The following is a 15,393-nucleotide window of genomic DNA, read 5'->3' on the forward strand; positions in this document are numbered from 1 at the left end:
CGTGCAACGGACGATCGTCCACTTCGCCGACCTCCACCTCGACTCCCCGTTCGCGTGGTGCGAGGCGACCGGCGACGTGGCGCGGCGGCGGCGCGAGGCGCTGCGCGATACCCTGCTCGCGATCGTGGACCTCGTGCGCTCGACCGAAGCGGACGCGCTCTTCTGCGGAGGCGACCTGTACGAGCACGACCGCGTCACGCTGGACACGGCGAACTTCCTGCGGCAGACCTTCGCCTCGCTCGATCCGGTGCCGGTCTACATCGCACCCGGCAACCACGACTGGTACGGGCCGACGAGCGTCTACGCGACGGGAGGGTGGAGCGGAAACGTCCACATCTTTCGGGATGCGGCGCTGCGGGCGGTCCCGCTCGCGCCCGGCATCACGCTCTGGGGAGCCGCGCACTGCGCTCCCGCCAACACGGACAATTTCCTCGGCGACGGTTTCCGGGTCTCCGGCGAGGGGGCGCACGTGGCGCTCTTTCACGGAGCGGAACGGTCGTGGCTCGCGGCGCAGGGTGAAGGCAAGGCGCCGCACGCCCCCTTCGAGACCGCGGAAATCCCGGACAGCGGGCTGGATCACGCGTTTCTCGGCCACTACCACCGCCCGGCGGACGGCGCGCATCACACCTATCCGGGCAATCCCGACCCGCTGCAGTTCGGAGAGGAAGGAGAGCGCGGGCCGGTCGTGGCGACGATCGATGCGGCGGGGGAGGTCACGTGTGAGCGCCACGTCGTGGCGGTGACCCCGGTGCACGACCTGCGGCTCGATGTCACCGGCCTCACGAGCCGCCAGCAGATTCGGGACGCCCTGCGCGCGATGACGGAGAGCCTCGCGGGACTCGCGCGCCTCACGGTGTGCGGCGACCTGGAGCCGTCGCTCGACCTCCAGGAGAACGCGATCCGCGAGCAGTTGCTCGACGCGTTCGACGCCGTGCAGATCCGGAAATCCGAGTTGCACCTTGCGTACGACCTCGAGGAGATCCGCGTGGAGCCCACGGTGCGGGGACGGTTCGTCGAGGATGTGCTGGGAGCGGAGTTGCCGGACGATGAGAAGCGCCGCGTCCTGAGGATGGGACTCCGGGCGCTCGACGGGCGCGACGATCTCGAGGTGCTGTGATGCGCTTCGAGTCCGTGTTGGCTCACCGCTTCGGCCCCTTCCGCGACGAGACGCTGGAACTGGCGCCGGGGATGAACGTCGTCTTCGGCCGCAACGAGGCGGGCAAGTCGTCCTGGCACGCGGCGCTCTATGCCGGACTCTGCGGCATGCGGCGCGGCAAGGGGGCGATGCGGAAGGAGGAGAAGAGGTTCGCGGAGCGCCACAAGCCGTGGGACGGCGACGAGTGGGAAACCGGGGCCATCGTCGCGCTCGAGGACGGACGGCGGGTGGAGTTGCGGCACGACCTCGCGGGAAGGATCGAGAGTTCCGCGGAGGACACGAGCGTCGCGGGACGGGACTACTCGAGCGAGATCCTGTACGACGGGGCGCCGGACGGCTCGCGCTGGCTGGGTCTGAACCGCCGCTCGTTCCTCGCCACGGCCTGTGTGCGGCAGGCGGACATCCTCAAGGTCCGGGACGATCCCGAATCGCTGCAGGAGGATATGCAGCGCGCGGCGGCGACGGCGGGGGTGGATCAGACGGCGGCCGCCGCGCTGCAACGGCTCGAGGAGGTGCTTCGCGAACGCGTCGGGTCGACCCGGGCTCCGACGAAGCCGCTCATGACGACCGCGCGGCGGGTGGCGGAGGCGCACGAGGCTCTGGAGGCGGCCCGCGAGGCGCACCGCGATTTCCAGGAGCGTCGCGCCGAGGTCGAAACGCTGGAACGGGCGGCGAGGGACGCCCGGCGCCGCGTGGAAGCGGCGGAGGCCGCGCTCGCGAGCGTGGAGGCGGAGGCGCTCGCGGAGCGATTGCGGGAGGCGCGGGCCCTGCACGAGGAGTTCCCGGAGGGGGCGCCGCACCCGGTCCCCGAGGGCGGCGGGCTCACGCGAGCGGTCACGGAGGCGCTCACCACATGGCGCAATCTCCCGGCTCCGGTGGCGCTGACCGGGTCCTCGGCACGCGAGATCGAGGAGAGGATCGAGGGGGCCGATGCGGAGCTTGCAGCCGCGCGGGCGGTCGTCGCGGAGGCGGCCGTCGCGGAAGCCGAGGCTCGCCTCGCGAGTGCGCGTGAGCTGCAGGCGCTCTTCCCGGACGGCGGACCCCGGGTCTCCCCGGAGGAGGACGCGCGCCTGGGAGAGATCCGCGACGCGCTCCGCGCCTGGGAGGCGCTTCCCGCGGTTGCGGCGCCGGCCGGCCGGAGCGTGGAGGAACTCGAGAAAGAACTGGCCGACCTCGACGAGAGACGGCGGGCGCCCCCCACGGAAGGACCGGCCGCGCGACCCGCGATGTGGCTGGCTGCTTCGGCGGTCGTGGCGGCAGCGGGCCTCGCCCTCGCGCTGCTGGCGCCCGATTCGCGCTCCGCGGGGCTGATCCTGTTCGCCGTCGGGGCGGCAGGCGTCCTGTCCCACAGGTTCGCGAGGGCACGCACCGACCGCTCGGAGATCGCGCTCGCGCTGGACGTGCGCCACGACAGTCTCCGAAGTGAACTCGCGTCGGCGCGCGCAGAACGGCAACGGTACGAAAACGGGCTCCGGCTTCGGAGCGAGGCGGTGGGGCGCATCCGGGAGCTAGCCGATCCGGCCGACGCGGCGGTTGAATCGGCGACGGAACCGGAAGCGCTCGCGGACGCGCTGCGCCGCCAGGTGGAGTCCCGGCAGGTCGGACGACAGAAGGCCGCCAGGCTGGGCGCGCAGTGGGACGAGCTTCAGGGGCTGCTGGCCGGCTCGTCCTTCGACGCACTTGTCGCCGAGACCGATCGGCTGCGCGAGGCGGCCGATGCCCTCGTCGCGGATGCGGCCGAAACCGCGCTGGCGGACGCGAGGGCCCGAGGCATCACGCGGGGAGCACTCGGCGAACTCGAACGGCGGACCGCGGAGCGGCGCCGAACGTGGAGCGACGAGCGGGCCGGGCGCCTGGCGGCGGAGACGCGCGACACACAGCGGTCGGTGCGTGCCGCCGATGCCGCGAAGAAGCTGGGCGAAGCCGGCGAGCGGGTCGGCGTGAGCGCCGAGGATCCCGAGGATCTGGCTGCCGCCCTGGAGCAATGGCGCGCCGGCCGGGAGCGGGTGCTCGAGGAAGCCGGCGAGCGCAACGAGTCATGGGACCGCCTGCAACAGTTGCTTGGCGAGCGGACGCTGGATGAGTTCGCGGACGAGGTGGAGCGACGCCGCCTGCGGGCCGCCCGGCTCCTCGACCGGAGCGGGGCGGACGCTGGCGGGGCTCGGGCGGGACGGGTCACCGAGGCGACGCTGGAGGATCTGAAGCGGGAAGCGGAGACGGCCCGCGAGGAGGTGCTGCGCGCGGCCGGCCAGCTCACCGAGCGCGAACACCACCTCCCCAGCGTCGCGGACGCGGAGGACGCGCTGGCGGCGGCCGAACGGGAACAGGCGAGGATCGCGCGTCTCAAGGACACGCTGGACTGCACGATCGGATTCCTCGAAAAGGCGCAGGAGCGCGTGCTGCGCGACATCGCGCCCATCCTGACCCGGACCGTACTCGAATGGCTGCCCGGGGTGACGGACGGCCGCTACACCGGATGCCGCATCAACCCCGAGAATCTGCTCGTCGAGGTCCGGACGCCGGGCGGGCGCTGGCGTTCCGCCGAACTGCTCTCCCATGGCACGGCGGAGCAGATCTACCTGCTGCTCAGGTTCGCGCTCTCACGGCATCTCACGCGCGAAGGCGAGAGCTGTCCGCTCATCCTCGATGATGTCGTCGGCGCTTCCGACGCGGTGCGGAAACAGGCGGTACTGCGCACGCTGCACGCCCTCGCGCGCTCGACCCAGGTCATCCTCTTCACGCACGAGGATGACGTGCGGGACTGGGCAAGGGAGAACCTCACGGGATCCGACGCCCGCCTCATCGAACTCGCCGGAAGGCGGATCGAGAGCGGAGAAAACGAACTGGCTGCCGCTACTTGAAGACCTTGTAGTCGGTCGAGTGGCCCGGGTTCACCTTCGCGGTCGGGTCGATGTGGTGGACCGCGTTGTTCACGGCGATCGCGGCCTCTCCGAAACCGGTCGAGATCAGCTCCAGCTTCCCGTCGTAGGTGGCGATGTCCCCCGCCGCATAGACGCCGGGGATGTTCGTGCGCATGCGCGAGTCCACCACGATGCACCTCTTCCGCAGCTCGAGCCCCCATTCGGCGATCGGCCCGATGTTCGGAACGAAGCCGATCAGAGCGACGATGGCGTCGACCTCGATCCGCTCCGTTTCCTTGGTCTTCGTGTGCCGGATCGTCGCGGCCTCCACCCGCTCGCCGCCGTGGATCTCCGTCACGGTGTAGAAGGTTCGGAGCCGCAGTTCGCCCCGTTCATGGGCGCCTTCGACCTGGGCGACCGTGCTCTCGTGAGCCCGATAGCGGTCGGTCCGGTGGATATGCGTGAGTTCGCCCGCGATGCTCCGCAGGGCCCAACTCCAGTCGAAGGCGGAGTCGCCCCCGCCGACCAGGAGAACGCGCTTCCCGCGGAACACCTCGGGGTCCTTCACGTTCGTCGCGAGGCCCCGGTTCAGGAACTCATCCCACCCCGGAACGCGCAGCGTCCGGCTCTTGAAGGCGCCCTTACCCCCCGCGATGACGACGGTGCGCGTGGGCCGCGGCCCCTTGTCCGTGCGAAGATCGAAGCAGCCGTTTCCCGGATTGAGTTCGAGGACGCGCTCCTCGAGACAGACCTCCGCGTCGAACTGCAGACCCTGCGTCACGAGCTCCCGCGCCAGGTCCTTGGCGAGCACCCGGGGGAAACCGGCGACGTCGAAGACATCCTTTTCCGGGTACAGCGCCGTCAGCTGACCCCCGAGTTCGGGAAGGACATCGATGATGCGGGCCGAGACGCCGCGCATGCCGGCGTAGAACGACCCGTAGAGGCCGGTCGGACCGCCTCCGATGATGGTAATGTCGACTGTTTCTTTTTCCACACCCAAGCCGTTCAGGCCGTCCGGGGATCGTCAGGCCGCGCTCTTCCATTTCCGCCGGAGGCAATGCGTTCCGTAATCGATGATCGCCCACGCCGACGTTACGCCGACGAGCAACACGAGTGCGGGAACATACCGAGGGTTGAAAATGAGGGCGAGGAGCGTAAGGAACTGCAGACCGGTGGCGATTTTCCCCGGCCACCGGGGCTTGAAGGGGATGATGATGGAGACGAGCCGGGCCAGGAGATAGCACCCGGCCGTATAGAGATCCCGGAGGATCAGGATCACGAACGAAACCCCGTCGAGGCTGCCCGCCGCCACGAAGCCGGAGAGGGCGAGCAGGACGAAGAGCTTGTCGCAGAGCGGGTCGAGCAGGAGTCCGACCTGGGAGCGCGTCCCGCTTACGCGGGCGATGAACCCATCGAGGACATCCGTTGCACCCGCCGTGGCCACGAGAAGGGCCATCATGCGGGGGTCCGAGACCACGATGAAGGCGAGACCGAGCGGTATGCGGCTCAGGGACAGGAGATTGGACAGGGTCAGAAACCCCGGATCGTGTGTCTGTATCGGATTCCTCCGCTTCGACCTGGTCGACGGACCCGCCCCACGCACGGGAAGATGCACGTTCCTGGGGCGGGTCTCCAGTGCCCCGGCGAGCGTCGCCGGGGGTTCGCCGAATGCGGCGCGGCCCCTGCGATCTACTGCGGAAGCTCGGCGCTGTCGGTTGCGAGGTCACCGCTGTCCGGCCGCGGGTCCAGCATCACCAGATCCTCCACGACCACGTCCACGGTGGGGATCGCGATGCCGTCGCGCTCGAACGACCCGTACTCGAGGTGGCCCTCGACGTAGAGGCGCGAGCCCTTGCGGACGTACTCGCCGACCGTCTCCGCCTGGCGGCGCCAGAACGTCAGCCGGTGCCAATCCGTGCGGCGCTGGGTCTCCCCGTTCTTGCGGAACACGCGGTTGGTCGCGAGCGACAGGTGCGCGACGGCGGTGCCGGAGGCGGTCTCCCGCACATCGGGATCGCTGCCGGCGTTTCCGACGAGGATGACCCGGTTCACCGTTCTCGACATGATGCTCTCCTTTGTAAGGCGTGAATGGGCGCGACTGGGCGCAGCGAGGCACGCGAATCTCCGGTGCGGGGGATGGACTTCAAACCGCCTCTCCGCCACGGCCGGAACTGGCCGGTTCCGTCTTGACGCGGCAGCCGGAAGAGGGTCTGCTCAGGGATGATCCGGACGGACCGCTCTTCTGACGCCTCACGCATCCGGGCCCGGCGGGGCCTGATCCTGATTGCCTTCGCCATCCTCCTTTCGGCGGCGGTCTCCGTCATCGAAATCATCGTCCGCGCGACGCTCGAAGGCCCGCGGATCACGGCGCTGGCGCATTCGGCGGAGGGGCTTGGGCCGGGTTCCGCCGTCTGGGTGGCCGGGAGGTCGGTCGGGCGCGTGCTGTCGATTTCCTTCCAGCCTCCCGAAGCGAACGACAGCGAAGAACCGTTCGAGAGCCACGTCATCATCGACGCCGTCATCGACCGGGTCGCCGAGCCCATCCTGCGGGCGGATGCCACCGCCGACGTTCGGCCCTCGGATCTCGTGGCACCCGTCGTCCTCTCCGTGAACCCGGGCACGGGCTCCGCACCTCCCTGGAACTACTCGGACACGCTGCGCGCTTCCGGTCCGCCGATCGAACCGGAGACGGTCATGGCGCTGGCGGACTCGCTGCTGCGGGCGGTGCGCGCGCTCGAAGTCGACGCCTCCGAGGCCCAGAGCATGCTCGGTTCCGATCGGGGCTCGCTCGCCCGCCTTCGCGAGGATCCGGGCACGCTGGCCGGGCTGCGAAGCAGTCTCGAATCGCTGGAGGAACTGTTTCAGCGGGACCTTCAGCGCTCGTCGCTCGTCAGGCTCGCGACGGATACGCTCGTGAGCGCGGCCGCGGGACGCGCGCAGGGCCGGTTCGCGGCCTGGGAGGCGTCTCCGGCACTTGCGGACGGCGTCGGCACGGTCGGATCGACGGTCGAGGCGCTGGACGCGGTGATGTCGCGAGTCACAGCGATCGTCGAGCGGATCGACCGCGGCGAGGGGACCGCGGGCCGGGCTCTCGTGGATGGGGAGATCCGACGCCAACTCGACGCCCTGCGTGCCGCGGCCGCCGCGTTGGCGGAAGATCTCGGCTACAACCCGTCGCGCTGGCTACGCATCCGCGTCTTCTAGTTCGCGAGCTGACGACCGGCCGGCCGCCGGCTCAGAGCCTCCGCTTCGGAAGGCCGCCGTGGACGGCGAACCTGAGCAGTTCCGTCTTTCGGCCGCGCTTCCGCCGAATCCCGATGATGACGTGGTCGACGACCTGGTCGCGGTCTTCGATGGACACCGCCACGTCGACGGACCCATCCGCGGCCGTGATCCGCGTCCGCACGGACCGGCCGGGTTCCGCGTCCGCCGTACGTGCCGGATTGCGGCACAGCGTGCGGGAGGAGCGGCGTCCTCCGGGCACCGGCCGCGACAACTTCAGCAAACGGAACCAGTCCGGCTGATAGCTTATCCGCCAGAGATTGCCGAGCTGGTCGAGTCCCCTTCCTTCGCGATTGTGTCTGGCCATCCGGCGCTCGAGGTCGCAGTTACGGTTGCGGCGCGGTCGCCTTGACCGTGCCCGGCGGCACCATTATGGTCGGTGGGTCCACCTCGGACCACATCCCCCGGCCGCAAGCAGGACACCTCACGAACCGACCGTGCCGCACGCGGCATGGCTGCAGCCCGGCTCACTCTCTTCCGGAGGAAGGCGATGGACATCGCCGAACTCAAGTCGAAGTCGATCGGCGAGCTTCATGACATGGCCGAGGAACTCGACATCCACAACTTCTCGGGCCTTCGAAAACAGGACCTGATCTTTCGGATCGAACAGAACCTCCTCGATTCCGACATCGTCCTCCGGGGCGAGGGCGTCCTCGAAATACTGCCTGAGGGCTACGGCTTTCTGCGGAGCCAGGACTGGAACTACCTGTACGGCCCGGACGACATCTACGTCTCCCCGTCCCAGATCAAGCGCTTCGACATGCGGACGGGGGACACGATCCAGGGCCGCGTGCGGCCGCCGAAGGAGGGCGAGCGCTACCTCGCGCTGCTGAAGGTGGAGACGCTCAACGGCGTGGACCCGGACAAGGCGAAGCACCGGATCGCGTTCGACAACCTCCGGCCGCGCTATCCGGAGGAGCGGCTCGTCCTCGAGCAGGAGGACGGCGACGTGTCGATGCGGATTCTCGACCTCATCGCGCCGATCGGTAAGGGGCAGCGGAGCCTCATCGTCTCTCCGCCCAAGGCCGGAAAGACGATCCTTCTGCAGAAGATCGCCAACGCGATCGTCGAGAACCAGCCGGACGCGAAGGTGATCGTGCTCCTCATCGACGAGCGGCCCGAAGAGGTCACGGACATGGAGGAGAATGTTCCGGCCGAGATCATCTCATCCACGTTCGATGAACCGGCGGACCGCCACACACAAGTCGCGGAGATGGTGATCGAGAAGGCCAAGCGGCTCGTCGAATACCAGCACGATGTCGTGATCCTCCTCGATTCGATCACGCGCCTCGCGCGGGCCTACAACACGACGGTCCCCCACTCGGGCAAGATCCTCTCCGGCGGCGTGGATGCGAACGCGCTCCACCGGCCGAAGCGCTTCTTCGGCGCGGCGCGAAACATCGAGGAGGGAGGCAGCCTCACGATCATCGCGACGGCCCTCATCGAGACGGGCAGCCGGATGGACGAGGTCATCTTCGAGGAATTCAAGGGCACGGGGAACAGCGAGGTCCTGCTGGACCGCCAGATCTCCGACAAGCGGATCTACCCCGCGCTCGACCTCAACCGTTCGAGCACGCGCAAGGAGGAACTCCTCCTGAACGAGGTCGAGCTCAACCGGATGTACCTGCTGCGGAACTTCCTCTCCGACATGCCGCCGGCCGAGGCGATTCAGTTCATGATCGAGCGGCTGCAGCGAACGGACACGAACCAGGAGTTCCTGGACTCGATGGCGGGCGGATAGCCGAACCCGCAGCTCGGAGACGCCATCTCACGGGCGCCGGGTCACGGCGTCTCCAGCCAGCGGTCTTCCAGCACCTCCAGCAGCGCCGAATGCGTGGCCTCCCCCACCGTGAGCGTCACGCGGTACGTGCCCGGGGACACCGGCAACCCGGCCCCGCCCTGGCCCTGGAGTCCGGGGTTCATGCGCAGATTCCAGGCCACCCGGTTGAGCCCCGTCCGGCCGGTCCCCTCGAGTGCGCGCACGACCCTCCCGGTCGCGAGTTCCGAGATTTCGATCGACACATCGGCCGGAGAGCCCAGGTAGTACTGGATCATCGTACCTGCCGGCGCGCTCTCGCCCGTCCAGTTCTTGTCGCCCGTGACGGAGCGGCTGCGCCGGATATCGTTCTTCCAGAGGACGGCGGGGCGGGGGTCGAAGAGGTGGGCGTCGCTCGCCAGGATACTGTCGGTCATCGCCTGGAGGGCCGTGACGTCGTCCAGGACGTACACGCTGCGGCCGTGCGTCGCGAGCACGAGGTCGTTCTCGCGGGGGTGTACGAGCACATCGTCGATCCGGACCACGGGCAGGTCCGGCATGAAATCGTGCCACGTGCCGCCCTCATCGAACGAGACGTGGAAGCCGAACTCGGTGCCGACGTAGAGCAGACGCGGGTTCCGCGGATCCTGCCGGACCGTGTTCACGTTTCCGAAGGAGGGCAGATTCGACGTGATGTCCTCCCACGTCGCGCCGTAGTCGCGGGTCACGTACACGTAGGGACGCAGATCGTCGTTCTTGTGCCCGTCGATCGATACGTACGCGGTCGCCGGGTCGGCGTGCGAGGCTTCCACCCGGGACACGTAGTGCCGTGTCGTACCTCCGGGGAGATTGCGGCTGACCTCGGTCCAGGCCGTGCCCCCGTCGCGGCTCACCTGGATGTTGCCGTCGTCGGTCCCGGCCCAGAGCAGCCCCGGGACGATGGGGGACTCGGCGATGGACGTCATGCTGCCCCACATCGAGACGCCGTCGTTTCGCGACAGCGTGCACTCCGTCCCGCGCTCGAACTGCGTGCAGCGCGGGATGCCGTTGGCCACCCCCATCAGGACCTCTGCGTCCCGATCCACGTTCTTCGAGAGGTCCGGACCCATCGTCCACGTCTCCCCACGGTCGCGCGATGTGAAGAACCGGTTGCCGCCCGCGTGCAGGATGCGGGGGTTGTGGGGCGAGAGGAGGAACGGCGTGTTCCAGTTCCACCGGATCTCGGTGTCGGCCGGTGGAGCCGGGGCGATGTTGGTGTCCAGCGGATCCTCTTCATCCGGGGCCCGGGGCGTGATGGGGCGCGAGACGCCCTCGCGCAGATCCACGCGCCGAAGACGCCCGTTCTGCGACTCCACGAACACCATCGCCGGGTCCGTCGGGTCCACCTGCGTGTAGAACCCGTCCCCGCCGCCGACCCGATACCAGTCCTGCGAGAGGATCGGCCCCGAGCGCACGGAACTCGGCCCGCACCAGCTCCCGTTGTCCTGAAGGCCCGTGCACACGTAGTAGGGGCGCCGCATGTCCACGGAGGCGTGGTAGGGCTGCCCGACGGCCCACGGGCGCAGCGATTCCCAGGTCTCGCCCTGGTCCCAGCTTATGTCGACCCCCCCGTCGTTGCCGATCACGAGGTGGTCGTGGTCGGCCGGATTGATCCAGAACGCGTGCTGATCCACGTGGCCGTACCCGCTCAGCACCTCCCAGGTGCGGCCGCCGTCGCGTGACTTCGACACCCGCTGGTCCACGGTATAGACGAGGTCCGGATCCTCGGGGGAGACGCGGATCTGGCTGAAGTACATGGGGCGTCCGTTCTCGTTGCTCCGGAACTCCCATGTGCGGCCCTTGTCCGCCGACCGCCACACGCCGGACCATTGCGGGTCGGGCGGGAGCGAATCGACCCGCGCCAGCCTGCGCCATTCGTCCTGCTCCTCCTCGGAGAGCGGCGACTCGCGGTCCGCGGCGACTTCGATCTGGGCGTAGACGACATCGGGATCGGCCGGCGTCATGGCGAGCGCGATGCGGCCGAGCGTGCCGGCGGGCAGTCCGGCTTCCTCGACGGGCGACCAGCTCTCTCCGCCGTCCGCGGACCGCCAGATTCCGCTTCCCGGCCCGCCGCCGACGAAACAGCACACGGTGCGTCGACGCTGATAGGTGGAGGCGAACAGGACGTCGGGATTCGACGGGTCCATGACCAGGTCCGAGGCGCCGGTGTCCTCATCCACCGCCAGCACGTGGCGCCAGCTCTCTCCTCCGTCGCTGGACTTGAACACGCCGCGCTCCGCGTTGGGGCCGAAGAGATGGCCGACCGCGGCCACCCACACGACATCCGGATTCGTCGGATGGACGAGGACGCGCGCGATGCTCTGCGTCTCCGCGAGTCCCATGTGCGCGAACGTGGCGCCGCCGTCGGTGCTCCTGTAGACGCCGTGACCGAACGACGAACTCTGCCGGTTGTTCGCCTCGCCCGTACCCACGTAGAGGACGTCGGGATCGGAGGGCGCGAGGGCGAGGGCGCCGATGGAGTGCGTCTCGTGGCTGTCGAAGATCGACTCGAACGTCGTCCCGTTGTTCGTCGTCTTCCATAGACCGCCGGTCGCGAAACCCGCGTAGAAGATCCGCGTGTCCCCGGGGTGGACCGCGAGGTCGTCAACGCGGCCGCCCTGCCCCGTCGGGCCAATGGACCGCCACCGGAACCCCTGGAGCAGCGGGTGCCCGGGGGCGTTGATGACGGCCTCCGCGCCTTCATCCGGCGCTCCGTCCTGGGCATGGAGGGGCGGCGGCGGCAGTGTGAGTACGGCCGCGAACAGCGCGAGCACGATCGTCGAGGGGGCGCAGGTGCGCGATGCGTATGGCATGGAGTCTTTCTCTCGGTACGGACCGGGGGTGGCGAACCGGCATTATCCGACAAACGGTCGGAGTCTGTCAAAGCCGAAACCGCGCGGGCGACTCCGCGAAACCGATGCCGACTTGCCCGCGCGACCGCGGAAAAGCATGCTGCGGAGTGCCGCGCGACGGGAGGATCCATGCCGATATACGAGTACCGGTGCCGCGAGTGTTCACACGAGTTCGAGCTCCTCGTGCGGGGGCCGATGACGCCCGCGTGCGCTTCGTGCGGGAGTGCGGAGCTGGACCGACTCATTTCCCTCCCGCGCGTCCACTCCGACGCGCGCAAGGAAAGGTCGCTCGCCGCGGCGAAGAAACGCGACGTGAAACTCGGGAGCGAACGCACGCGAGCGCAGCGGGAGTATGAACTGAGCCACAACGACTGATCCCTGCGGGCGGACGCCCCGGAGTATGCGGTGGATCCGTGAGACGGACGGGCGGGCGAGGCGGATGGAGATGATGGGATGACGGAAACCTACGCGCAGGCGCTGGCCGAGCACGGGATCGACGACGTACAGCCCCTCTACCGACGACTCCTCCTGCGGTTGAAGACGCGCGATGACGGAGCCTACGAGCGGGCCGTCGCACGCTACCGGTCGGACGTGGAAGGCGTGACGGAGGGCGCGGAGGCCCTGGCGGCGTGGCTTTCCTATGGGGCGTGGCTGGCTTCCAGCCTGGAGCCCGGGGGACTCTTCACGATTTCGGAGGAAGGACTCGCGGCGCGCGCGGCGGACCCGTCCCCGACGGGTGCCATGCTGATCCACCTGCCCGATTCGGCGAACCGCAAGGGCTTCGTGATCGCCATGCCCGCGGCCCCATCCGAAGCGCAGCGCGCAACGGCCGACCTGCTGTGTGAGTAGGGGTCCCGCCAGCCGGGTCGGCGCGGGATGACGATGACGAGGATTGAGGTGGAAGAGGAGGCACGGCAGTGACGCAAGGCACGCTGCAGCACGAACGCATCGAACGCCGCGCGCTCGAACAGGAAATGCGCGAGTCGTTCATCGACTACTCGATGAGCGTCATCGTGCAGCGTGCGCTTCCCGATGCCCGCGACGGCCTGAAGCCGGTGCATCGCCGAATCCTGTACGCAATGCTGGAAGAGGGGATGCGCCCCTCGCGGCCGCACAAGAAGAGCGCGACGGTCGTGGGCGACGTGCTGGGCCGGTATCACCCGCACGGGGATGGCGCGGTGTACGACACCATCGTCCGCATGGTCCAGGACTTCTCGCTGCGCTATCCGCTCATCGACGGCCAGGGCAACTTCGGGTCGATCGATGGCGACTCCGCCGCCGCCTACCGCTACACGGAAGTGCGGATGACGCCGGTCGCGATGGACCTCCTCGCCGACATCGAGCGCGACACCGTCGACACGCGGCCCAACTTCGACGGGCGCCTGCGCGAACCGGTGGTTCTGCCCTGCCGGCTGCCGCACCTCCTGCTGAACGGCAGCGACGGGATCGCGGTCGGCATGGCGACGAAGATCCCGCCGCACAACGCCGGGGAACTCCTCGCCGCGGTGGACCACCTCGTCGCGAACCCGCAGTGCGACGCCGAGGAGCTGCTCGCACGCCTGCCCGGGCCCGACTTTCCGACGGGCGGCTACATCCAGGGCCGGGCCGGCATCGAGTCCGCCTACCGGACCGGGCGCGGACGACTCGACATGCGCGCCAAGGTCCACCTCGAGGAGGGCAGGTTCGGGAAGAGTTCGCTGATCGTCACGGAACTCCCCTACCAGGTGAACAAGACGCGCGTCATCGAGCAGATCACGAGGCTCGTGCGCGCCGGGCGGGCCGACGCGATCACCGACCTGCGCGACGAGTCCGACCGCGACGGGATCCGGCTCGTGATCGAGCTCAAGCGCGACGCGAAGCCGAAGAAGGTGCTCGCAACCCTGTTCAAGAAGACGCAGCTCCGGTACACGTTCGGCGTGATCATGCTCGCCCTCGTCGATGGCAAGCCCGAGGAGCTGGATCTGAGGAGAGTCCTCGGTACCTGGATCGACCATCGACTCTCCGTGATCCGCCGCGGCGCCGCGCACGACCTCGCCCGGGCCGGGGACCGCGCGCACGTCGTCGAAGGGCTGCGCACGGCGCTCGACGAAATCGATCGCGTCATCGACATCATCCGCGGCTCGAAGACGCCGGCGGACGCGCGGCAGGCACTCCTCACGGCGTTCGACCTCACGGAGCGGCAGGCGGACGCGATCCTCGCCATGCGGCTCGTGCAGTTGACGGGCCTGGAGAGGGACAAGCTCGAGGAGGAACTGCGGGCGCTCCGGGAGGAGATCGCGCGCCTGACCGCCCTGGTGGAGGATGAGGCGGCCCGGCGGGCCTTCCTGCGGGAGGAGATCCGGGAACTCGCGCAACGCTACGACGACCCCAGGCGAACCGAGATCCTCGATGACGACGCGGAGTTCCGGCTGTCGAAGGGTGGCGGCGGCGAGGCGCAACTGGTGCTCGTGAGCCGAGGCGGATACGTGAAGGCGCAGCCCGCCGCGACCGGCGGGGGGATGGCGGGCGCGGAAGTGCTGTCCGCCCGCGAAGGCGACTTCGCGCGCCACGCGTTCCTGGCGCGGGGGGCGCATACGCTCCTCGCGATCACGGCCCGAGGCAACGCGCATGCGCTACCGGTGTCCGCACTGCCGAGGGGCACGCGGAGCTCGCGGGGCCGCCACCTCGAGGAGTTCATCGAGCTGGAGCTTGGAGACGAGATCGTCGCGCTGCTCGCGGCCGAGACCTTCGCCGATGACCGATTCCTCGTCGTGGCCACAAGGCGGGGGCACGCGAAACGCTCGGCGCTGTCGGAGTACGCGAACGCCCGGAGCGCCGGCATCATCGGAGCCGGGATCGCCCGCGGCGACGAGGTCGTGGCCGCGTTCGTCACCGAAGGCGGCAGCGACCTCCTGTTCGCGACGCGATCCGGCCAGGCGATCCGCTTCCCCGAGTCCGCCATTCGAGCGATGGGCCGCACGGCCCGCGGCGTGAAGGCCATCGATCTCTCGCCCGACGACGTGGTGGTCGCCGCCGCGGCTCCGCGCGCGGACTCCGACCTGCTCGTGGCGACCGCCGCCGGGTACGGGAAACGCATCCCGTTCACCGAATTCAAGGTCCAGCGCCGGGCGGGCAAGGGGTTCACGGTCCTCCCGGAGCGGGCGCGTACCGGCGGTCTCGTCGGATTCACCGAAGCGCACGATGCGGACGAGGTGGCCTGGGAATTGTCCGATGGGTCCGTAGAGGCGACCTTGGCGGCCAGCGTGATCCGCCGCTCGCCCCGCGAGGCCGGGCGGCCGGCCGTGCGGCTGCCGGCCGGCGTGGCGGTGGAGGCGGTGCACCCGATGCACTCGGGACGCCGCGCGGGCTCCGGATCTCCTTCCCGGGGCGAACCGGACGAGCAGGCCTTACGGGAGACGCCCTCTGGCGGCGCGGATTCGCAGGCCGAGTTGGAGTTCGAAGCATAGG

General features: G+C 69.3%; 12 protein-coding genes. 7 read left to right on the forward strand and 5 right to left on the reverse strand.

Annotated elements, in window-relative coordinates; genetic code table 11:
• Position 1: 1 nt before the first annotated feature.
• Positions 2–1,117, forward strand: a complete 1,116-nt coding sequence (locus ACOGI9_RS09900; protein WP_419856969.1) for a metallophosphoesterase family protein — start codon at positions 2–4, stop codon at positions 1,115–1,117.
• Positions 1,117–4,017, forward strand: coding sequence for an AAA family ATPase (locus ACOGI9_RS09905; protein ID WP_419856970.1), 2,901 nt, complete (start codon positions 1,117–1,119; stop codon positions 4,015–4,017). The genes ACOGI9_RS09900 and ACOGI9_RS09905 overlap by 1 nt, the downstream gene beginning before the upstream one ends.
• On the opposite strand, the gene ACOGI9_RS09910 is transcribed toward ACOGI9_RS09905, so the two are convergent.
• From ACOGI9_RS09910 to ACOGI9_RS09920, 3 genes are all read right to left on the reverse strand, one after another.
• On the reverse strand, positions 4,010–5,011 hold the full coding sequence (locus tag ACOGI9_RS09910; RefSeq protein WP_419856971.1) for an NAD(P)/FAD-dependent oxidoreductase: 1,002 nt from the start codon (positions 5,009–5,011) through the stop codon (positions 4,010–4,012). The genes ACOGI9_RS09905 and ACOGI9_RS09910 overlap by 8 nt on opposite strands.
• A 30-nt stretch (positions 5,012–5,041) precedes the next feature.
• On the reverse strand, positions 5,042–5,632 hold the full coding sequence (locus ACOGI9_RS09915; RefSeq protein WP_419856972.1) for a CDP-alcohol phosphatidyltransferase family protein: 591 nt from the start codon (positions 5,630–5,632) through the stop codon (positions 5,042–5,044).
• Positions 5,633–5,706: 74 nt separating this feature from the next.
• Positions 5,707–6,081 (reverse strand): single-stranded DNA-binding protein, encoded by a 375-nt coding sequence (locus ACOGI9_RS09920; protein ID WP_419856973.1) that lies wholly within the window; start codon positions 6,079–6,081, stop codon positions 5,707–5,709.
• A gap of 156 nt (positions 6,082–6,237) precedes the next feature.
• On the opposite strand from ACOGI9_RS09920, the gene ACOGI9_RS09925 reads away from it, so the two are divergent.
• Positions 6,238–7,221 carry an MlaD family protein gene (locus ACOGI9_RS09925; RefSeq protein WP_419856974.1) on the forward strand — a complete coding sequence of 328 codons (984 nt, stop codon included), beginning with the start codon at positions 6,238–6,240 and terminating at the stop codon, positions 7,219–7,221.
• Between the two features lie 31 nt (positions 7,222–7,252).
• On the opposite strand, the gene ACOGI9_RS09930 is transcribed toward ACOGI9_RS09925, so the two are convergent.
• Positions 7,253–7,606, reverse strand: coding sequence for a hypothetical protein (locus ACOGI9_RS09930; protein ID WP_310775596.1), 354 nt, complete (start codon positions 7,604–7,606; stop codon positions 7,253–7,255).
• A gap of 183 nt (positions 7,607–7,789) precedes the next feature.
• Between ACOGI9_RS09930 and rho the strand changes: the two genes are divergently transcribed.
• The gene (gene rho / locus ACOGI9_RS09935) at positions 7,790–9,040 is read left to right on the forward strand and encodes a transcription termination factor Rho (RefSeq protein ID WP_419856975.1); all 1,251 of its coding nucleotides are present in this window, start codon (positions 7,790–7,792) and stop codon (positions 9,038–9,040) included.
• A gap of 41 nt (positions 9,041–9,081) precedes the next feature.
• Here the strand turns inward: rho and ACOGI9_RS09940 are convergent, their stop codons facing one another.
• On the reverse strand, positions 9,082–11,907 hold the full coding sequence (locus ACOGI9_RS09940; RefSeq protein ID WP_419856976.1) for a WD40/YVTN/BNR-like repeat-containing protein: 2,826 nt from the start codon (positions 11,905–11,907) through the stop codon (positions 9,082–9,084).
• A gap of 168 nt (positions 11,908–12,075) precedes the next feature.
• Between ACOGI9_RS09940 and ACOGI9_RS09945 the strand changes: the two genes are divergently transcribed.
• From ACOGI9_RS09945 to gyrA, 3 genes are all read left to right on the forward strand, one after another.
• On the forward strand, positions 12,076–12,321 hold the full coding sequence (locus ACOGI9_RS09945) for an FmdB family zinc ribbon protein (protein WP_419856977.1): 246 nt from the start codon (positions 12,076–12,078) through the stop codon (positions 12,319–12,321).
• Between the two features lie 78 nt (positions 12,322–12,399).
• Complete coding sequence (locus ACOGI9_RS09950) at positions 12,400–12,795, forward strand: hypothetical protein (RefSeq protein WP_419856978.1); 396 nt, start codon at positions 12,400–12,402, stop codon at positions 12,793–12,795.
• A gap of 68 nt (positions 12,796–12,863) precedes the next feature.
• A complete protein-coding gene (gene gyrA, locus ACOGI9_RS09955; RefSeq protein ID WP_419856979.1) occupies positions 12,864–15,392 on the forward strand; it encodes a DNA gyrase subunit A in 2,529 nt (842 codons plus the stop codon).
• Position 15,393: the final 1 nt, after the last annotated feature.

Source organism: Candidatus Palauibacter irciniicola (assembly GCF_965208695.1).
Classification (GTDB): domain Bacteria; phylum Gemmatimonadota; class Gemmatimonadetes; order Palauibacterales; family Palauibacteraceae; genus Palauibacter; species Palauibacter irciniicola.

Excerpts from the sequence above, each read along its gene's own strand:
- ACOGI9_RS09905 (WP_419856970.1), top strand. The coding sequence starts at position 1,117 with ATGCGCTTCGAGTCCGTGTTGGCTCACCGCTTCGGCCCCTTCCGCGAC.
- ACOGI9_RS09920 (WP_419856973.1), bottom strand. The coding sequence starts at position 6,081 with ATGTCGAGAACGGTGAACCGGGTCATCCTCGTCGGAAACGCCGGCAGC.
- ACOGI9_RS09925 (WP_419856974.1), top strand. The coding sequence starts at position 6,238 with ATGATCCGGACGGACCGCTCTTCTGACGCCTCACGCATCCGGGCCCGG.
- ACOGI9_RS09930 (WP_310775596.1), bottom strand. The coding sequence starts at position 7,606 with ATGGCCAGACACAATCGCGAAGGAAGGGGACTCGACCAGCTCGGCAAT.
- rho (WP_419856975.1), top strand. The coding sequence starts at position 7,790 with ATGGACATCGCCGAACTCAAGTCGAAGTCGATCGGCGAGCTTCATGAC.
- ACOGI9_RS09940 (WP_419856976.1), bottom strand. The coding sequence starts at position 11,907 with ATGCCATACGCATCGCGCACCTGCGCCCCCTCGACGATCGTGCTCGCG.
- ACOGI9_RS09945 (WP_419856977.1), top strand. The coding sequence starts at position 12,076 with ATGCCGATATACGAGTACCGGTGCCGCGAGTGTTCACACGAGTTCGAG.
- ACOGI9_RS09950 (WP_419856978.1), top strand. The coding sequence starts at position 12,400 with ATGACGGAAACCTACGCGCAGGCGCTGGCCGAGCACGGGATCGACGAC.